The 18,086-nt window shown below is 62.7% G+C and carries 12 protein-coding genes; 4 read left to right on the top strand and 8 right to left on the bottom strand.

Features of this window, described 5'->3' with window-relative positions; genetic code table 11:
- Nucleotides 1-8 precede the first annotated feature (8 nt).
- On the bottom strand, nucleotides 9-695 hold the full coding sequence (locus tag EOE18_RS06425) for an HAD-IA family hydrolase (protein ID WP_127707353.1): 687 nt from the start codon (nucleotides 693-695) through the stop codon (nucleotides 9-11).
- A gap of 62 nt (nucleotides 696-757) precedes the next feature.
- Between EOE18_RS06425 and glmU the strand changes: the two genes are divergently transcribed.
- The 3 genes from glmU to EOE18_RS06410 all read left to right on the top strand — a co-directional run bounded on the left by glmU (nucleotide 758) and on the right by EOE18_RS06410 (nucleotide 6,551).
- Nucleotides 758-2,122: a bifunctional UDP-N-acetylglucosamine diphosphorylase/glucosamine-1-phosphate N-acetyltransferase GlmU gene (gene glmU / locus EOE18_RS06420; RefSeq protein ID WP_127707351.1), complete on the top strand. Its 1,365-nt coding sequence runs from the start codon at nucleotides 758-760 to the stop codon at nucleotides 2,120-2,122.
- Nucleotides 2,123-2,233: 111 nt separating this feature from the next.
- Nucleotides 2,234-4,057 (top strand): glutamine--fructose-6-phosphate transaminase (isomerizing), encoded by a 1,824-nt coding sequence (gene glmS / locus EOE18_RS06415; protein WP_127707349.1) that lies wholly within the window; start codon nucleotides 2,234-2,236, stop codon nucleotides 4,055-4,057.
- Nucleotides 4,058-4,196: 139 nt separating this feature from the next.
- Entirely contained in the window at nucleotides 4,197-6,551 is a 2,355-nt protein-coding gene (locus EOE18_RS06410) for a putative bifunctional diguanylate cyclase/phosphodiesterase (RefSeq protein WP_127707347.1), read from the top strand.
- Nucleotides 6,552-6,620: 69 nt separating this feature from the next.
- Here EOE18_RS06410 and purQ read toward each other — a convergent pair whose 3' ends face one another.
- The 7 genes from purQ to purC all read right to left on the bottom strand — a co-directional run bounded on the left by purQ (nucleotide 6,621) and on the right by purC (nucleotide 17,432).
- A complete protein-coding gene (purQ, locus tag EOE18_RS06405) occupies nucleotides 6,621-7,298 on the bottom strand; it encodes a phosphoribosylformylglycinamidine synthase subunit PurQ (RefSeq protein WP_127707345.1) in 678 nt (225 codons plus the stop codon).
- The gene (gene purS, locus EOE18_RS06400; protein ID WP_127707343.1) at nucleotides 7,298-7,531 is read right to left on the bottom strand and encodes a phosphoribosylformylglycinamidine synthase subunit PurS; all 234 of its coding nucleotides are present in this window, start codon (nucleotides 7,529-7,531) and stop codon (nucleotides 7,298-7,300) included. Before purS ends, purQ begins: the two co-directional genes overlap by 1 nt.
- A gap of 123 nt (nucleotides 7,532-7,654) precedes the next feature.
- Entirely contained in the window at nucleotides 7,655-9,091 is a 1,437-nt protein-coding gene (locus tag EOE18_RS06395; RefSeq protein WP_127707341.1) for an efflux transporter outer membrane subunit, read from the bottom strand.
- The gene (locus tag EOE18_RS06390; protein ID WP_127707339.1) at nucleotides 9,088-12,258 is read right to left on the bottom strand and encodes an efflux RND transporter permease subunit; all 3,171 of its coding nucleotides are present in this window, start codon (nucleotides 12,256-12,258) and stop codon (nucleotides 9,088-9,090) included. The genes EOE18_RS06395 and EOE18_RS06390 overlap by 4 nt, the downstream gene beginning before the upstream one ends.
- A gap of 19 nt (nucleotides 12,259-12,277) precedes the next feature.
- Entirely contained in the window at nucleotides 12,278-13,465 is a 1,188-nt protein-coding gene (locus EOE18_RS06385) for an efflux RND transporter periplasmic adaptor subunit (RefSeq protein ID WP_127707337.1), read from the bottom strand.
- 146 nt (nucleotides 13,466-13,611) lie between these two features.
- The gene (locus EOE18_RS06380) at nucleotides 13,612-16,542 is read right to left on the bottom strand and encodes a M16 family metallopeptidase (protein WP_127707335.1); all 2,931 of its coding nucleotides are present in this window, start codon (nucleotides 16,540-16,542) and stop codon (nucleotides 13,612-13,614) included.
- Nucleotides 16,543-16,652: 110 nt separating this feature from the next.
- The gene (gene purC / locus EOE18_RS06375; RefSeq protein WP_127707333.1) at nucleotides 16,653-17,432 is read right to left on the bottom strand and encodes a phosphoribosylaminoimidazolesuccinocarboxamide synthase; all 780 of its coding nucleotides are present in this window, start codon (nucleotides 17,430-17,432) and stop codon (nucleotides 16,653-16,655) included.
- 263 nt (nucleotides 17,433-17,695) lie between these two features.
- On the opposite strand from purC, the gene EOE18_RS06370 reads away from it, so the two are divergent.
- Entirely contained in the window at nucleotides 17,696-18,076 is a 381-nt protein-coding gene (locus tag EOE18_RS06370) for a TrbC/VirB2 family protein (protein ID WP_127707331.1), read from the top strand.
- The last annotated feature ends 10 nt before the right edge of the window (nucleotides 18,077-18,086 follow it).

The raw sequence follows: 18,086 nt of genomic DNA, 5'->3' as shown, positions 1-18,086 counted from the left end.
GCTTCCTTTCAGGCGGTTTGCGTGGCGAGTTTGGTGAGGGTGGGAATTAGCTCGTCAAAATGGTCGATCACCACATTGCCGCCCAATTCATGGGGCGGGGCGTCGCAAAAGCCGAAGCTGACCACCACGCAGGGGATGCCAGCGGCCCTCGCGGCGCCAGTGTCAAAACTGGTGTCGCCCACATAGGCGGGGCGGCGCGCGCCGGTGCGTTCGACCATCAGTTGCAGCAGATCGGGCTTGGGCTTGGCACGGCCCGCGCCCAGAGTATCCCCGCCGATGATGGTGGCGAAACGACTGCTCAGGCCCAGTTCGTCCAGCAGCTTGCGCGCCAGATGCTCCAGCTTGTTGGTCACCAGCGCCAGCGTCACGCCTTGGGCGGCCAGCGCGTCCATCATGGCCAGCGCGCCAGCATAGGGCTGGGTGTGCTGGGCGATATGGGCCTCGTAATAGGCCACCAGTTGCGCGGTCAAAGCGGCGGTTTCTTCCTCGGGCAAAGGCCCGCCGCTGCGTTCCAGCGCGCGTTGCAGCATCAGTTTGGTCCCGCCGCCCACCAGAGCATAGACCTCCTGCCGCGCCACCGGCGGTCTGCCTGCCAGAGAGAGCGCATGATTGAGCGCTTCGCCAAGGTCTCCGCTGGTGTCCAGCAAGGTGCCATCAAGGTCGAAGCCGACGAGATCGAAAGGAAAATTGTGCATGGTTTTGTGAAATGCCTGCCCCGTATGGAAACTGCAAGGAATTGCTGGCATGGGATGCAGCCATGACCGAAGCTTCGCATCCGCTCGCCATCATCGTCCTGGCCGCTGGCAAGGGCACCCGTATGAAAAGTGACACGCATAAGGTGCTGCACCCGATCGCCGGAAGGCCGATGCTGGAGCATCTGCTGGCCAGCGTGGGGGAATTATCGCCCGAGCGGCAGGTCGTGGTGGCTGGCCACGGGCGCGATCAATTGGAAAAGGCGCTGGCGGGCCGCGCGGCCATGGCTTTGCAGGAGCCGCAATTGGGCACTGCCCATGCCGTGCAGCAGGCCGAAGGCGCGCTGGCCGGTTTTGAAGGCGATGTGCTGGTGTTGTATGGCGACGTGCCTTTTGTGTCCGCCGATACGATGCGGGCGATGATTGGGCGTCTGCACGGCGCGGATCAGCCCGCGGTGGTGGTGCTGGGCTTTGAGCCCGACGATGCCTTGGCCTATGGGCGGATCATCGCCAAGGATGGCGCTATTGCCAAGATGGTGGAGTTCAAGGACGCCAGCGCGGAAGAGCGCGCCTGCCGCCTGTGCAATTCGGGCCTGATGGCGGCGCGGGCCAGCGATCTGTTTGCCCTGTTGGCGCGGGTGGGCAATGATAATGCGCAGGGCGAATATTACCTGCCCGATATCGTCAATATCGCTTTGGCCGATGGTCGCCCTTGCGCGGTGGTGGTGACGGCGGATGCCGATGAAGTGGCGGGTATCAACAGCCGCGCCGAACTGGCCGAGGCCGAAGGGCGCTGGCAAAAGCGCCGCCGGTTGCAGGCCATGGATGATGGCGTGACTTTGGTGGCGCCTGAAACGGTGTGGTTCAGCTGGGATACCAAGTTGGGCCGCGATGTGGTGGTGGAACCCAATGTGGTGTTTGGCCCCGGCGTGGAGGTGGCCGACCATGTGACCATCCATGCCTTCAGCCATCTGGCCGGTGCCAAGGTTGCCTCGCAGGCCGACATCGGCCCCTATGCCCGTTTGCGCCCCGGCGCGGATATTCGCGAAAAGGCGCGGGTGGGCAATTTTGTCGAGATTAAAAACGCCGTGATGGGTGTGGGCGCCAAGGCGAACCACCTGACCTATGTGGGCGATGCGCAAGTGGGGGCTGGCGCCAATCTGGGCGCGGGCACGATCACCTGCAATTATGACGGCTATTTCAAGCATAAGACCATCATTGGCGAGCGCGCCTTTATCGGCAGCAATTCCGCGCTGATCGCGCCGGTCAAGATTGGCGCCGATGCGATTGTGGCCGCGGGCAGCGCGGTCAGCCGCGATGTGGGCGATGGCGAATTGCGGCTGGTGCGCGCCGAACAATTGGTCAAGCCCGGCTGGGCCGACCAGTTCCACGACATTATGCGCCGCCGCAAGGCGGAAAAGAAGGGCTGAGGCCGGGTTGAGGCTGAGCTTCAGCCGCCAGCAAGCTTGCCAAGGGTAACAAGCCCCTGAACCGGCGCGGGAGGCGGCGGGCAGGGGCCAAGAACAACAAGGATTTTGGGTATGTGCGGCATTATCGGCATCGTCGGCAAGGAAGATGTGGCGGATCGTCTGGTCGATGGTCTGCGCCGGATGGAATATCGCGGCTATGATTCCTCGGGTGTGTGCATTGTGCATGGCGGCGAATTGGTGCGCCGCCGCGCGCCGGGCAAGCTGATCGGGCTGGTCAAGGAACTGGCCGCCAATCCGGCCCATGGCACCACTGGCATTGCCCATACTCGCTGGGCCACGCATGGCGCGCCTACCGCCGCCAATGCCCACCCGCATGCGACCGAAACGCTGGCGCTGGTGCATAATGGCATTATCGAAAACTTCCGCCCCTTGCGTGAAGGGCTGGAAGCCAAGGGCCGCGTGTTCACCTCGCAGACCGATACCGAAGTCGTGGCGCATCTGATTTCGGACAAGGTGGAAGGTGGCCTTTCGCCGGTGGAAGCGGTGAAGGCTTCGCTGCCTCTGTTGCGCGGGGCTTTTGCGCTGGCGATTGCTTTCCGTAACGAGCCGGACATGCTGATCGGCGCGCGTCTGGGGTCGCCTCTGGTGGTGGGCTATGGCGAGGGCGAGACCTATCTGGGCTCGGACGCGCTGGCGCTGGCGCCTTTGACGCAGCGCATCTGCTATCTGGAAGAAGGCGATTGGGTGATCGTGCGCCGCGATGGCGCGCAGATTTTCGACAAGGATAACCAGCCTGTCGACCGCCCGATCGTGGCCAGCGGCGCTTCGGCGGCGGCGGTGGAGAAGGGCAAATACCGCCATTACATGCAGAAGGAAATCTTCGAGCAGCCGACCGTGGTGGCGCAGACCCTGCGTTCCTATGTGCGGGTGGTGGATGAAAGCGTGGCCCTGCCGCAGATCGATTTCGACCTGTCGGCTATCAAGCGCGTGACCATCGTGGCTTGCGGCACGTCCTATTATGCCGGTTTGGTGGCCAAATACTGGTTTGAACAATTTGCGCGCCTGCCGGTGGACATCGATGTGGCGAGCGAATTCCGTTACCGCGATCCGGTGCTGGAGGCTGGCGGTCTGGCCATTTTCATCAGCCAGAGCGGCGAGACGGCCGATACGCTGGCCGCGCTGCGCCATTGCAAGGAAAATGGCCAGACGATTGCCGTGGTGGTCAATGTGCCCACCAGTTCGATGGCGCGTGAGGCCGATCTGTTGCTGCCCACCCATGCCGGCCCCGAAATCGGCGTGGCATCGACCAAGGCCTTTACCTGCCAGTTGGCGGTTTTGGCCGCTTTGGCCGCGCATCTGGCGGTCAAGCGCGGGCGTATGAGCCGCGAGGAAGAGCGCCATGTGGTGCAGCAATTGATCGAAACGCCCGCCGCTTTGAATGCTGCGCTGGCCTATGATGATGCGATTGCGGCCATGGCCCATCTGATCGCTCCTGCGCGCGATGTGCTCTATCTGGGCCGTGGTCAGGATTATCCTCTGGCGCTGGAAGGCGCGCTCAAGCTGAAGGAAATCAGCTATATCCACGCCGAAGGCTATGCCAGCGGCGAGATGAAGCATGGGCCGATTGCCTTGATTGATGAACATGTGCCGGTGATCGTGCTGGCGCCCAGCGGGCCCTTGTTTGAAAAAACCGTCAGCAACATGCAGGAAGTGCGTGCGCGCGGTGGCAAGATCGTGCTGATTTCCGACGCGGAAGGTCTGGCCGAGGCGGGTGAGGGCTGTATTGCCACCATCGAAATGCCCAAAGTTCATCCGCTTATCGCGCCTTTGGTCTATGCGGTTCCAGTACAATTGCTGGCTTATCATGTTGCCTGTGTGAAAGGCACCGATGTTGACCAACCACGTAACTTGGCCAAATCGGTTACTGTTGAATAACGCATACAAGATAAGCATGGCGGCGCCGATAAATCTCGGCGCCGCAAGGCAAGTTTATCGGTTGCATTGCACAATAAAGCAGAAATTAACTGTCTGCATTAGCGGTCTTGGCAAGGATTGGAACCTAGCTTGACCTGCGATGACCACCCGCATTCCTCCTTATATTCATGCCGAATTGAGCATCTGGGCCGTGCTTGGCCTGACGGGCCGCGGCACGGAGCAATGGGCGCGGTTGCGCAGCATCCAATATGCCCAACTGGCGCTGGTGTCGCGGGCGCGGCTGTTGGCGCAAGGCCTGGCGGCGGCGGCGACTTTGGTGCTGTTTGCCCCGGCGGTGGGGCAGGTGCAACTTGGCTTGTGGCTGGGGGGCTTGGTCCTGTCGGCGGGCCTGTGCCTGCTTAACGAAAGGCGTTTGGGGCGGGCCGATCACACGCGGATGACGCGCGGCGATATGCGTCGGCAGGCGGCGGGCACTTTGGCCAATGCCTTGGTCTGGGCCGCGCCGGTGGCCGTTTTCTCGCCGCATGCGATGGTGCATGTGCGGTTGGAATTCTGGACCGTGTTGGCGATGTTGATGACCGTTTCGGCGGTGATCGTGCCGACGGTGCCGCTGGCCACCTTGATCTTTTCCGCGATTGTCGGTGGCGCCTCGGTGATCAGCTTTCTGGCGCTGCATCAACCGGGCATGGCGGCGGTGTCGCTGCTGTTTGTGCTGTGCATTGCGATGGGCACGATAGAGGCCTCGCGCCACTTCCTCGTTTCGCGTCTGGCCATTGCCAGCATGGCGGAAAAGAACGAGGTGGTCAGCCTGCTGCTGCGCGAATTTGACGAGGAGGATGCCGACTGGCTGTGGCAAGTCGATGGCCAGCGCCGCGTCCGCGCCGCGCATCCCCGCTTTGCCGAGGCCTTGGGCCAGACTCCGGACGAGATCGAGGGCGAGAGCCTGCTGGCGCTGTTGGCCGGAGGCAAGGGCGAAAGCGGGCAGTTGGAAGCGGGCCTAAAGGAACTGTCGGAGCGTTTGAAGGCGCGCGAGACATTTTCCAACCTGTTGGTGCGGGTGCGGGTGCAGGGCGATCGCCGGTCGCGTTATTGGTCGATGTCCGGCGCGCCAAGGCTGGATGAAAACGGGCATTTCCTCGGCTTTCGCGGCGTGGCTTCTGACGTAACGGCGCAGCAGGAATCCTCGGAAAAGATCGCCTATCTGGCGCGCTATGACACGCTGACCGGATTGCCCAATCGCATGATGGTGATGGATGCGCTGGAAACGGCGCTGGTGGCGGCCAAGGAAGGGGGCTGGCCCTGTGCCTTCCTGATGATCGACCTTGACCGCTTCAAGGCGGTGAATGACACTCTGGGTCATCCGGTGGGCGATCAATTGCTGGCGCAAGTGGCGCAGAGGTTGAAAGTGCTGGATGCGGCCAACACTTTGTGTGGTCGTTTGGGCGGCGATGAATTTTGCGTGGTGGTGCGCAATGCTTCCGAGCGCACGTTGATCCCGCGTCTGGCGCAGGCGATCATCGATGATCTGTCGCAGCCCTATTATGTTGACGGGCATGAGCTGTCGATCGGCGCCAGCGTCGGTTCCGCCTTTGGGCCGGACAATGGTTCCACCAGCGAGAGCCTGATGCGCAATGCCGACTTTGCGCTTTATCGCGCCAAGGGGCAGGGGCGCGGGCGGCATTCGGCCTTTGACGAGGCCCTGCGCGCCGAGGCCGAGGCTCGGGCGAAGATGGAAGAGGCGCTGCGTCTGGCGGTGGAGCGCAAGGAATTCGAGCTGTTTTATCAGCCGGTGGTGGATGCGGGCAATGAAAGGGTGGTCTGCGTCGAGGCGCTGCTGCGCTGGAACAGTCCGGAGATGGGGCAAGTCTCGCCTGCCACTTTCCTGCGTCTGGCCGAGGATACCCGCCTGATCCTGCCGATTGGCGCATGGGTGCTGCACGAGGCTTGCCGTCAGGTGATGGCATGGCCGGGCAATTTGCGCGTGGCGGTCAATGTTACCGAGCGGCAGGCGCTGGACCCTGCCTTTATCGACCATGTGGTCAGCGCTTTGTCGGCCAGTGGTCTGCCGCCGCAGAGGCTGGAGATCGAAGTGACCGAGGCCTTGTTCCTGCGCGACGGGGCGCTGGCGCGGGCGACTTTGGAGCGGTTGACCGCGCTGGGTTGCGGGGTGACGCTGGATGACTTCGGCGCGGGCAATGCCTCGATCAGCTTTCTGTGCAGCCAGCGTTTCACCGCGATCAAGCTGGAACGGGCCTTGGTGAAGGGCGCGGCCTCGGGCAATGCCGAAAGCGTGGCGATGATCCGAGCGGCGGTGGCCATTGCCGATAGTCTGGAAATGACCACCACCGCCAAGGGCGTGGAATGCGAGGAAGAGCTGGACATCGCTTGGTCGCTGGGTTGCCGCCGGTTGCAAGGCATGGCCTATGGCGCGGCGATGAGCGTGCAGGATGTGACCGATCTGTTTGGCAACAAGGATGTGGCGATGGTGGGATGAAACCCGCTTCCCTTGCGCACAAAAAAGGGGGCTTTGCGGCCCCCTTTTCTTTTTACGATGCGGCAGGGATCAGGCGCGAACCAGACCCTTGACCACGCCTTCAAACAGGGCGCGGCCATCGATGCCACCATGGGCGGCCTCGATAAAGCGTTCGGGGTGGGGCATCATGCCCAGCACATTGCCCTTTTCCGACAGCACGCCTGCGATGTTGCGGGCCGAGCCATTGACCTCTTCGGCATAACGGAAAGCCACCTGGCCTTCGCCTTCCAGACGGTCGAGCGTGGCATCATCGGCAAAATAATTGCCATCGTGATGCGCCACGGGGATGGTGATCTTCTGACCCTTGAAATAGCGATGGGTGAAGGCGCTGGTGTTGTTTTCCACGGTCAGAGCGACTTCGCGGCAAACAAAGCGGATGCCGGCGTTGCGCATCAGCACGCCGGGCAACAGGCCGGATTCGGTCAGAACCTGAAAGCCGTTGCACACGCCCAGCACTTTCACGCCGCGGCCAGCGGCTTCCACCACGGCCCGCATGATCGGGCTGCGCGCGGCCATCGCGCCGGAACGCAGATAGTCGCCATAGGAAAAACCACCGGGCAGGGCGATAAAGTCCAGACCTTCGGGCAGGGTGGCATCGCCATGCCACACGCGATGGACTTCCCCGCCGCAGACCTGCTCGATCGCCACCGCCATGTCGCGGTCGCAATTCGATCCGGGGAAGGTGATGACAGCCGAGCGGAAGCCCATTACGCCACCCGCTCGAAGCGATAGTTTTCGATCACCATATTGGCGAGCAGCTTTTGCGCCATTTCATCGATCATGGCGTCGGTGACGCTATCGTCCACTTCCAGTTCGAACATGCGACCGGCGCGCACATCCGAAACGCCCGAGAAACCGAGGCCTTCGATGGCGTGATGGATCGCACGGCCCTGCGGATCGAGCACCCCGTTCTTGAGGCTGACAAAGACGCGAACTTTCATCGCAGGGGCCTTTCCTGAATGGCAAATGGGAAAATTCAAATCGGACTCGGGGGTGCCTATGGCGTGTGAAGCAACAAAAGCCAAGAGGCTTGGTGCCGCAAATGCGCCATAGGCTGATCCGGATCAGGATGATCGCTTGGGGATCGCGGCCGCATCGCCGCCGATGGCGCGATAGAGCCCGACCAGATTGCTGGCGCGGGTCAGTTTGGCCGACACCAGTGTTTTCTCGCTGCTATAGAGCGATTGCTGGGCAGTCAGCGCATCCAGATAGGTGCCCACCCCGCCACGATAGCGCAAATCCACCAAGCGATAATTGTCGAGCGCGGCATCACGCGCGGCCTGCACCGCGCTCAATTGCGCCTCGATCGTGCCTCGACGGGCCAGCACATTGGCCACATCCTGAAACGCGGTTTGCACCGTCTTGCGATAGGTGGCCAGCGAGGCATCGCGCGTGGCGGCCACTGCCTTCGCATTGGCCTTGGCCGCGCCGCCCTTGAAAATGGGATAGGAGGCCGCCGAGGTCAGGCCCCATGCGAAATTGCCGGGCGTGAGCAGGCTGCCCAAGGCCAGCGTCGCAAAGCCGGTCACGCCGGTCAGCGTGATCTTGGGGTAAAGCGCGGCGCGGGCGGCATCGACATTGGCCTCTGCGGCGCGCAAGGAAAACTCGCTCTGCATCACATCGGGGCGGCGTAGCAGGATCGAGGAGTCCAGCCCCGCAGACACCGGCTTCAACTGGCTGGCCGCATCATCCAGACTGGAGGGCAGCAGCTCTTCGGGCACATCGCTACCGGCCAGCAGGCGCAGGGCGTTCAAATCCTGCGCCACGGCATTGGTTTGCGCCGCTACATCGGCTTGCGCCGTGCGCAGGGTCAATTCCGCCTTGCGCAGGTCGGCCAGCAGGCCAATCCCGCCATCCAGACGCGCACGGGTCAAATCCACGCTGGTCTGCGCGCTGGCGGCAGTGTCCTGCGCTAGTTTTAGCAGGCTGCGGTCGCTGGCATAGGTCAGCCAGCCATTGGCGATATTGGCGATCAAAGTCAGGCGCGTGGCGCGCGAACCGGCCTCGGTGGCCAGATAGCTGGCCTTGGTCGCCGCCGTCAGCCCGCGCACACGGCCGAACAGGTCAAGTTCATAGCTGGCCAGCGTGGTGGTCGCGCTGGCATAATCGCCCTTGGTTGTGGCGCCCGACACGCGGGTGCCATCGCCCTCGGCATGGGAATAGCTGCCGCCAAGGTCAATTTCCGGCATCAGCGCGCCACGCTGCACACGATACTGGTTCTGCGCGGTTTCGATATTGGCTAAGGCCACCGCCAGATCCTGATTATGCGCCAGCGCCAGATCGATCAGTTTTACCAGTCGCGCATCGCCCAGCACATCGCGATAGGAATAGCTGGGCAGCGCTGCATCCGAGGCCAGCACATAGGCCTCACCCTTTGGCCATGCGGTGGGGATCGGCGGGGGCGCGGCATCCGCGGGCTCGCTGGCCTTGGGGCGGGCGGCCAAGGGCTGAGCCACCAGAGCAAGCGCCAGCAGGGGCAGGGAAAGGATCGGACGGATCATGCCTGCGCCTCCGTAGCAGCAGCTTTTCGGGCGCGCAGCTTGGTCAGCAATTGACCAGCGCCGCTGCGCACCAGCACAAAGAACAGCGGGATGAAGAAGATGGCGATGCCGGTGGCCGCCACCATGCCGCCAATCACCGAGGTGCCGATGGCGATACGCGCATTGGCACCCGCACCCGAAGCAACCGCCAGCGGCAACACGCCAAAGATAAAGGCGCAAGAGGTCATCAGGATCGGGCGCAAGCGCAACCTTGCCGCGTCCAGCACCGCCTGAATCGGGGTCTTGCCGGCCTTTTCACCCTGTTCGGCAAATTCGATCATCAGGATCGCATTCTTGGCCGCCAGACCCATCGTGGTCGTCAGGCCGATTTGCAGGTAAACGTCATTCTGCAAGGCACGGGCCGACACCGCTGCCACCGCGCCCAACAGGCCGATGGGGATGATCAACAGCACGGCCAGCGGGATGCTCCAGCTTTCATACAGCGCGGCAAGGCAGAGGAACACCACCAGCACCGAAATGCCATAGAGCAGCGGCGCCTGACCGGAGGAGAGGCGTTCCTGATAGGAGGCGCCCGACCAGGACAGGGTGACATCGGGATATTGCGCCACCAAAGCCTCGATCGCGTTCATCGCATCGCCCGAAGAGTAACCCGTGGCTGCCTGACCGGAGATTTCGAAATTGCTGGTGCCTTCAAAACGATAGGTCGAAGGCGGGGCTGAGGACCATTCGAAATGGGCAAAGGCCGAGAAGGGAACCATCTTGCCCGCGCTGTTGCGCACCTGCCAATTGCCCAGATCTTCCGGACGCGAACGGAAGGACGCATCGCCCATCACATAGACGCGCTTCACGCGGCCACGGTCGATAAAGTCATTCACATAACGCCCGCCCCATGCCGAGGTCAGCGTGGCGTTCACGTCCGAAGCAGCCACGCCCAAGGCGGCCAGCTTCTGCGTGTCGGTGGTAACTTTCAAAGTCGGTTGATCGGGCAGGCCAGTCAGGCGCACCGCCGTCATCTGGGGCAGGCTACGCGCCTCGGCCAGAATTTCGGCGCGGAGCTTGGCGAAATCTTCCGCCGACAGGCCGCCGCTGTTCAGCACTTCGGCGGTAAAGCCCGAAGCCTGACCCAGACCGCGCACCACAGGGGGTTGCAGCGCAAAGAATTCCAGATCGCGGAAACCACCGGTCAACGCCGCCGTAGCGCGCTTGGTGATCGCTTCGGCGCTGTTTTCCGCACCCTTGCGCTGGTCCCAATCGGTCAGCGAGATGAAGCCGCGGCCCACGTTCTGACCCGAACCGCCGCCGTTGCCGCCACCGGCCACCACCAGCACCGCGTCCAGATTGTTCTTTTCACGGGTGTTGAAATATTTCTCGATTTCCAGCTGCAGCTTCTGCGTGCGCTCCAGCGTCGCACCGGCGGGCAACTGGAAGCTCAATTGGGCCATGCCCTGATCTTCATTGGGCAGGAAGCCGGTGGGCAGGCGCACAAACAGCACCGCCAACACCGCCACCAGCAGGCCATAGGCCAGCAGCGGGCGCTTGCGGTGGCGCGCCACCCATTCAGCCTTGGGGTGATACCAGTTCACCAGACGGCCGAAATATTTCTCGAAACGCACGCGCATCCAATGGCTGGCGCGGCCGATCAGGGATGTTTCATCCTCATCTTCGGGGCGCTTGAGCAAGGTGGCGGTCAAGGCGGGCGAGAAGATCAGCGCTACCAGCACCGACAGGCCCATGGCCGAGATGATGGTCAGCGAGAACTGGCGATAGATCACGCCGGTCGAGCCGCCAAAGAAGGCCATCGGCAGGAACACTGCCGAGAGCACCAGCGCAATGGCGACCAGCGCCACCGAGATTTCCTTCATCGAGGCAATGGTTGCCTCACGCGGGGTCATGCCGGGGTTTTCCGACATCAGGCGTTCGACATTTTCCACCACCACGATGGCATCGTCCACCAGCAAGCCAATGGCCAGCACCATGCCAAACATGGTCAGCGTGTTGATCGAATAGCCCGCCGCCGAGAAAATGCCGAAAGTGCCCAGCAAGACCACCGGCACCGCAATCGCGGGGATCAAGGTCGCGCGCCAGCTTTGCAGGAACACGAACATCACCACCACCACCAGCGCGATGGCCTCGATCAGCGTGACAATAACGTCATCGACCGATTTGGTGATGAAACGGGTGGAGTCATTGGCAAAGCCATAGGTGTAACCGGCGGGGAAAGTCTTGGACTGCTTTTCAAACTCGGCCTTCACCAGCTTGGCGGTCTTCATCGCGTCGGCACCCGGCGCCAGCGAGATGGCCATGCCCGCGCCCGGATGCCCGTTCACGCGGCTGACCACGCCATAGCTTTCCGCGCCCAGTTCAATGCGGCCCACATCGGACAGATGCACCGTTGCGCCGCTGGTGGTGGTTTTGACCACGATTTGCGCAAACTGGCTGGGGGTGGACAGGCGCGATTGCGCGGTGACCGTGGCGTCCAGCATCTGGCCTTCATTGGACGGAACCGCGCCCAATTCGCCTGCTGCCACTTCGGTGTTCTGCGCGGTGATGGCATTCACCACATCGGAGGGCATCAACTGGTAGGCGGCCAGCTTGTTGGGATCGAGCCACACGCGCATCGCATATTGCGAGCCGAACACCTGCGTCTGGCCCACGCCTTCGATACGGCCGATGGTTTCCTGCAACCGGCTGACCATGAAGTCGGAAACGTCGATATTGGTGGTGCGGTCGAACGTATCGGCAATGGTGGCCACCATCAGGAAGTCGGGGTTCGACTTGGTAACGCGCACGCCCTGCGACTGCACCGCGCTGGGCAGACGGCTCAGGCCCTGCTGCACCTTGTTCTGCACCTGCACCTGCGCGATGTCGGGGTTGGTGCCCTTTTCAAACGTGGCGGTGATCTGCACCTGCCCGTTCGAACTGCTGGTCGACGAGAAATAGAGCAAGCCGTCCAGACCGGTCAGCTGTTGCTCGATCACCTGCGTGACGCTGCCTTCCACCGTTGCGGCGGCGGCACCGGGATAGGTGGCCGAGATATTGACCTGCGGCGGGGCAATATCGGGGAATTGCTGTACCGGCAGGTTGAGCACCGACAAGGTGCCGATCAACATGGTGATGAGCGCCAGCACCCATGCAAAGATGGGCCGGTCAATAAAGATGCGCGACATGGTTCAGGCTCTCCCGCGCTTACTTGGCGGCGCTTGCGGGTGCAGCACCGGGCTTTTTGGGTGCCATCGGCTTTTCAGGCGTGCTGTCGGGCACGGGGCGCACGGGCTGGCCGGGACGCGCCTTGCCAAGGCCCTGCGTGATCAGCTTGTCACCGGCTTTCAGGCCAGCGGTGACGACCCATGCATCGCCCTGCGTGCGTTCGGCGGTCACCTTGCGCAATTCGGCCTTGTTGCCCGCGCCCACCACCATCACCGTGGCATTGCCACGAGGGTCGCGGCTGAGGGCACCTTGGGGCACAAGCACGACATGGTCCTGCTTGCCTTCGGACAGGCGGGTGCGGACGAACAGGCCGGGCAGCAGCAACCCGTCGGGATTGGGGAATTGCGCGCGCAAAGTGACGGTGCCGGTGGTCGAATCCACCGTGACTTCGGCAAATTTCAGCGTGCCGGACAGCGGATATTCGCTGCCATCATCCAGCATCAGCGTAACCTTGCGCGAATCTGGCTTGGCGCCGCCCTGTTCCAGCTTGCGGCGCAATTGCATCAGATCGGTGCTGCTCTGCTGGATATCGACATAGATCGGGTCCAGCGTGGAGACCACCGCCAGCGGATCGGTCTGGTTGGCGGTAACCAGTGCGCCTTCAGTATAGAGCGAGCGGCCGATAACGCCGGTGATTGGCGCGGGCACGGTGGTAAAGCGCATGTTGATTTGCGCGGTGCGCATGGCGGCGCGGGTTTGCGCCACGGATGCAGCGCTGGTGCGGGCGGCGGCGGCGGCGTCGGTGTAATCCTGCTGCGTCACCGCCTGACTATCTGCCAAAGGCTTGTAACGTTTGGCCTTGGCCTTGGCCGCTTCGGCGCTGGCCATGGCGCTGGCATAATTGGCGCCTGCCTGATCCAGCGCGGCGGAATAGAGGCTGGCGTCGATCTGGTACAGCGCCTGCCCCTTCTTCACCAACTGGCCTTCGGTAAACAGGCGGCGCTGGATTACGCCGGACACCTGCGGGCGGACCTGCCCCTGCGCGAAAGGCGCGGTGCGGCCCGGCAATTCGACATCCACCGGCACGCTGGTCTCGCTGACCACGACAAAGCCGACCTGCGGCACCTGCTTGTTCTTTTCCGGTTCTTTCGAGCAGGATGCCAGCATCAGCGCAAGGCCGGTGGCGGCGAGCAGGGAGGAACGAGAGGCAAGCGACTTGGCAAGCATGGGGGCACCCGGCTTTATAAGGAATACTGATTGTGCCCTTGCCGTTCTGCAGCGCAAAAGGTCAAGCCCGACGGGGGGGCTAATCCGGTCACATTCAGTAACATTTTGTCGCAAACCTTGGTGCAAACTGCGTATTGCGCCAAAATCTATGGAACCTGCCGCAAAACCACTTCTTTGGAGGAACTTTGCGCGGGCTGGGGCGTTTGTTGGGCTGCCGTTTTCGCGGCGATTTCCGGCGTGACGATGAACTCGATCCCCCCCTTGACCAGATAGCGTGTTGCAGCATCGCGCACTTGGTCTGCGGTGAGCGCCAACAGCCTTTCTCGGGCATGGAGGTGGCGCTCGATCTGGTCCGGCTCGCTTTGCGCGCGGGCGGTGAGAGAAAGCCAGCCACCGTTGGTTTTGAGCGCATTATCGATGGTTTCCAGCAAAGGTTGGCGCGCGCGCAGCATCAGATCCTGCGAAGGCACCGCTTGCGCCAGTTCGGCCACGGTTTGCGCGATAGTCTGTCGGGCGATCTCCACCGATCCGGTATCGACCGAGGCGGCGATGCTGAAAGTGCCATAATCCTTCCAGATGCGGCTCGGCTCGCTGGAGGCTGAGGGGGAATAGGCGCGGCCCAGTTTCTGGCGCAGGTTTTCGGTCAGTTGCAGGCGGATGATGCGTTGCAACAGGTTGAGCACCTGCTTTTCCTGCGGGTCGCTGTCATCACGGGTGGGCCAGACGACCTCCACCAGCGCCTGATCGGCGGGGCCTTTATGGGTGATCTGGCGCGGGGCGCGGTTGGCGGTAAAGCTGCGTTGATGGGCGTCGGGATAGGGCTGGAATTCGGTCTCGCGCAGGGGCAGGGCGCCGAAGGTCTGCGCCACGGACCTGATCGCGGTTTCCTCGTCCACATCGCCCACCAGCGCCAGTTCCAGCGCGCCATGGGCCAGCCTGTCGCCAATATCGCGTTTCAATTTGGCAAAGGTGAGCGCGCGATAGGCAGTGACCGGTTGCAAACTATAGCGCGGATCATTGTCCGACAGGATGCCGCCTATCTCGGCCTGTAGCGCCGAGGATGGCGTGGCCCGCAGACGCAGGAACAAGGTGTTGACGTTCTGGCGGAAGATCGCCTCGGCCTCGGGGCGATAGCCCGGATCGGTCAGCAGCGCGGCCTGCAATTGCAATTGGCGTAGCAGGTCGGCGGGGCGGGTGGTCGTCACCGAACCGAAAGCGTCAGCCCCTGCGCCCAGCCCATAGGACACAGCTTTACCCGCATTGAGCGTCTGCAATTCATCGGTGGTATGTTTGCCAAGGCCGCTGGAGGCCAGCATCGAGGTCATTTCCACCGCCAAGGGGTTGTCTTTGGTGGCCAGCAAATGTCCGCCGTCCAGCTTCAGGCTGAACAGGATGCTGTCCTTGGCCAAATCGGTGTGTTTCAGGTTGAGCATCACCCCATTGGCAAAGCGGATCTGGCGGATGCCGAAGGCAGGCTCGCGCCGGTCGCTGATCACGCTGCCTGCGGGGCCGAAATCGGTGTAGGCGAAACTGGCGGCTTGTTTGGTGGCGGCGGCGGTCAAAGGCGCGGCCATGGCCTCGTTCCATGCGCTGCGCAAAGCGGCCTCGCCGCTATCTGGCGCGCGGCGGCCGGTGAAGCGGATCAGCGGATCGTCCAGCGACGCGGCATAGCGTTTGACGGCGGCCATCACGGCATCGGGTGTGATCTCCGGCTCTGTGCGGCGCAGAAAGGCCAGATAATCGGCAGGAACGCCGGGGATCGCGTCAAAGCGGACCAGCGCCAGCGCCTGATCGACCAGCGCGCCATTGCTTTGGGTTGCGGCGCGGGCGGTCATCGCCTCGGCTCCGGCGCGCAGATTGGCCAGTTGTTCCTCGACCTCGGCGGGGGTGACGCCTTGCTCCATCGCCCCGCGCCAAGCGGTTACAGCGGCCAGCATGGCGCGGCGCCACTGGCCGTCGATGCTGTCGATATGCAGCGCGGTTTCGCGCGCGGCGCGATAGAGATTGCCGGTGCCGAATTGCGCGGCGCGGAAGGGGGGATTGCTGCTGCGGGCGATGCTTTGCAGGCGGCGGTTGATGATGCCATAGCCGATGGCGCGCAACAGCGCCTCGCGCCGGTTGGCCCAGCTGTCGGGTATTTTGGACCAGGCGCTGCGGCGGGTGATGGCCAGATGTTCGGACAGGGCGGGGTCAAGATAGATGCTGCTGCGCCCCTTGTTCGCCAGATCGATGGGGCCAGCATCAGGCTGTGGCGCGGCGGGGGCGGCGGGCCAGTCGGCAAAGCGGGCGCGGATACTGGCCTCGATTTGCGCGACATCCACATCGCCCACCACGATCAACACTGCCTTGGACGGCACATAATTCCGTCGCCAAAAGGCGCGCAAACCATCGGCGGTGGCACCTTTCAGGCTTTCCTCGGTTCCGATCGGCATGCGGTTGGTATAGCGCGCCTGTGGGTCGGCAAAGGCGGCGCGGTCCACGATTTCACGATATTGCCACGAATCGCGGTCGCGCTTTTCGGCCAGAATGACCCCGCTTTCGCGCTTCACGGTGGCCGGATCGATGGTCAACTCGCTCACCGTCTCGCGCATCAGCATCAATGCGGTGTCGATCAGCGTCGGCGTGTTGCGGGGCAAGTCGAGGTGATAAGTGGTGGTTTCGGCGCCGGTAAAAGCGTTGGTATGCGCGCCAAAGGCCAGACCCTGCCGTTCGAGCAGCTTGATCATCTCGCCTTGCGGCACATGGGTGCTGCCCTGAAACACCATATGTTCGACAAAATGGGCATAGCCGCGTTCATTCTCGCCCTCGTCCAGCGAACCGGCGGCAATGGCAAGGCGCACGAGTACCTCGCCTTTGGGTGTTTCGTTGTGGCGCAGGATATAGCGCATGCCATTGGCCAATTGGCCGGTGCGAAAACCCGGATCGGGCGCAACGTCGGTTTTGACAAACACCCATGGCGCTGGTTTGGGGGATGCTGCGTGATGCAGGCTGCGCGTCGGTGCCGCCACGGCCATGGGCGGCGCGGCCAGTATGGAAGCCGAGAGGAATAGAGCGAGGCAAAGCTTGGCGCGGGTCATGGGGGTAGCCTAGCAGCCGGATGGCCCTGCACAAGTTGGCCTTGGACGCGGCACAACAAAAAAGGGGAGCGGTGAGGCTCCCCTTTTCCGATTGGTTTGCTTGGCAGTGCTTACTTGCCGCGCAGCTTACGATGCGCGCCCAGATCCAGCACTTCGCTCGGCCCGTCATTTTCCAGCAGGCCCAGACGGCGCGCCACTTCCTGATAGGCTTCCTCTTCACCGCCCAGATCGCGGCGGAAGCGGTCCTTGTCCAGCTTCTCACCCGTGGTCATATCCCACAGGCGGCAACCGTCGGGGCTGATTTCATCGGCCAGAATGACGCGGCTGAAATCGCCGTCCCAGATGCGGCCGAATTCCAGCTTGAAGTCGATCAGGCGGATGTTCACCGCCGCCAGCATGCCGCACATGAAATCGTTGATGCGGATCGCCATGCTGGAGATGTCCTGCATCTCTTCCTGGCTAGCCCAACCGAAACAGGCGATGTGTTCTTCGGCGATCAAGGGATCACCCAGCGCATCGTCCTTGTAATAATATTCGATCAGCGTGTGGGGCAGGGGCTCGCCTTCGGGAATGCCCAGACGCTTGGAGATCGAACCGGCGGCCACATTGCGCACCACCACTTCGATCGGCACGATCTCGCACTGGCGCACCAGCTGTTCACGCATGTTCAGGCGGCGGATGAAATGGGTGGGGATGCCGATATGGCTCAGACGGGTGAACACATATTCGCTGATGCGATTGTTGATCACGCCCTTGCCGTTGATCGTGCCCTTTTTGAGCGCGTTGAAAGCGGTGGCGTCATCCTTGAAATACTGGATGATCGTGCCGGGCTCGGGGCCTTCGTAAAGGATCTTGGCCTTGCCTTCGTAGATCTGGCGGCGACGGGACATGGGCTTTCCCCTGATTCTGGCGCGGGATGACGTGGTAAATGCCTTTTGGCTCCCGGCGCGGCCAAAAGGCAAGAGCAACTGTGCAGCCGCCCCCGTGAAAGGCGGCGCCTATAGGGCAAGCGCGGCTTTGGGGCAAGGTTTCTGCGCAAGCTGGCAAAAAAGGGGCTGCGGATTGATCCGTTTTACAGGGTAACTCCCTAGAGTGATTCCAATAGGGATGCATCGCCTAGCCAGCGGCAAGCCTTGGGCATAGCTTGCAAGGCATGACGAAAAACCGCTTCTTTTCAAGCGCCCTGTCCGGGCGTGCAGGACGAATTTGTCCAAAATCCTGGTTGCGCTGCGGGGTGATTGCCCTATCGGCTTTGTGGTCGCAGGCGGCGATGGCGCAGGCCGGCTTTTATGGCGCGCCCGATCCGGCAGGCTCTGGCCCTCTGGTGGGGGCGGTGCGCTGGTTGCAGGGCACGTTGCTGGGCACGCTGGCCACGGTGGTGGCGGTGGTCGCCGTGGCGGCGGTTGGGCTGGGCATGCTGTCGGGGCGGGTCAATTGGAGGCACGGGGCCAGCGTCATTGTCGGCTGCTTCATCCTGTTTGGCGCAGCCAGCATCGTGGCGGGCATCCAATCGGCCGCGAGTATGGGGCAATGACGGGCGCGGC

It is taken from the genome of Novosphingobium umbonatum, assembly GCF_004005905.1.
Classification (GTDB): domain Bacteria; phylum Pseudomonadota; class Alphaproteobacteria; order Sphingomonadales; family Sphingomonadaceae; genus Novosphingobium; species Novosphingobium umbonatum.
This window is presented reverse-complemented; position numbering and strand designations above follow the sequence as displayed.

Bases quoted from the DNA above. Each gene is read 5' to 3' on its own strand.
- purQ (WP_127707345.1), bottom strand. From the start codon at position 7,298: ATGGGCTTCCGCTCGGCTGTCATCACCTTCCCCGGATCGAATTGCGAC.
- EOE18_RS06425 (WP_127707353.1), bottom strand. From the start codon at position 695: ATGCACAATTTTCCTTTCGATCTCGTCGGCTTCGACCTTGATGGCACC.
- purC (WP_127707333.1), bottom strand. From the start codon at position 17,432: ATGTCCCGTCGCCGCCAGATCTACGAAGGCAAGGCCAAGATCCTTTAC.
- EOE18_RS06410 (WP_127707347.1), top strand. From the start codon at position 4,197: ATGACCACCCGCATTCCTCCTTATATTCATGCCGAATTGAGCATCTGG.
- EOE18_RS06395 (WP_127707341.1), bottom strand. From the start codon at position 9,091: ATGATCCGTCCGATCCTTTCCCTGCCCCTGCTGGCGCTTGCTCTGGTG.
- EOE18_RS06390 (WP_127707339.1), bottom strand. From the start codon at position 12,258: ATGTCGCGCATCTTTATTGACCGGCCCATCTTTGCATGGGTGCTGGCG.
- EOE18_RS06370 (WP_127707331.1), top strand. From the start codon at position 17,696: ATGACGAAAAACCGCTTCTTTTCAAGCGCCCTGTCCGGGCGTGCAGGA.
- EOE18_RS06385 (WP_127707337.1), bottom strand. From the start codon at position 13,465: ATGCTTGCCAAGTCGCTTGCCTCTCGTTCCTCCCTGCTCGCCGCCACC.
- EOE18_RS06380 (WP_127707335.1), bottom strand. From the start codon at position 16,542: ATGACCCGCGCCAAGCTTTGCCTCGCTCTATTCCTCTCGGCTTCCATA.
- purS (WP_127707343.1), bottom strand. From the start codon at position 7,531: ATGAAAGTTCGCGTCTTTGTCAGCCTCAAGAACGGGGTGCTCGATCCG.
- glmU (WP_127707351.1), top strand. From the start codon at position 758: ATGACCGAAGCTTCGCATCCGCTCGCCATCATCGTCCTGGCCGCTGGC.
- glmS (WP_127707349.1), top strand. From the start codon at position 2,234: ATGTGCGGCATTATCGGCATCGTCGGCAAGGAAGATGTGGCGGATCGT.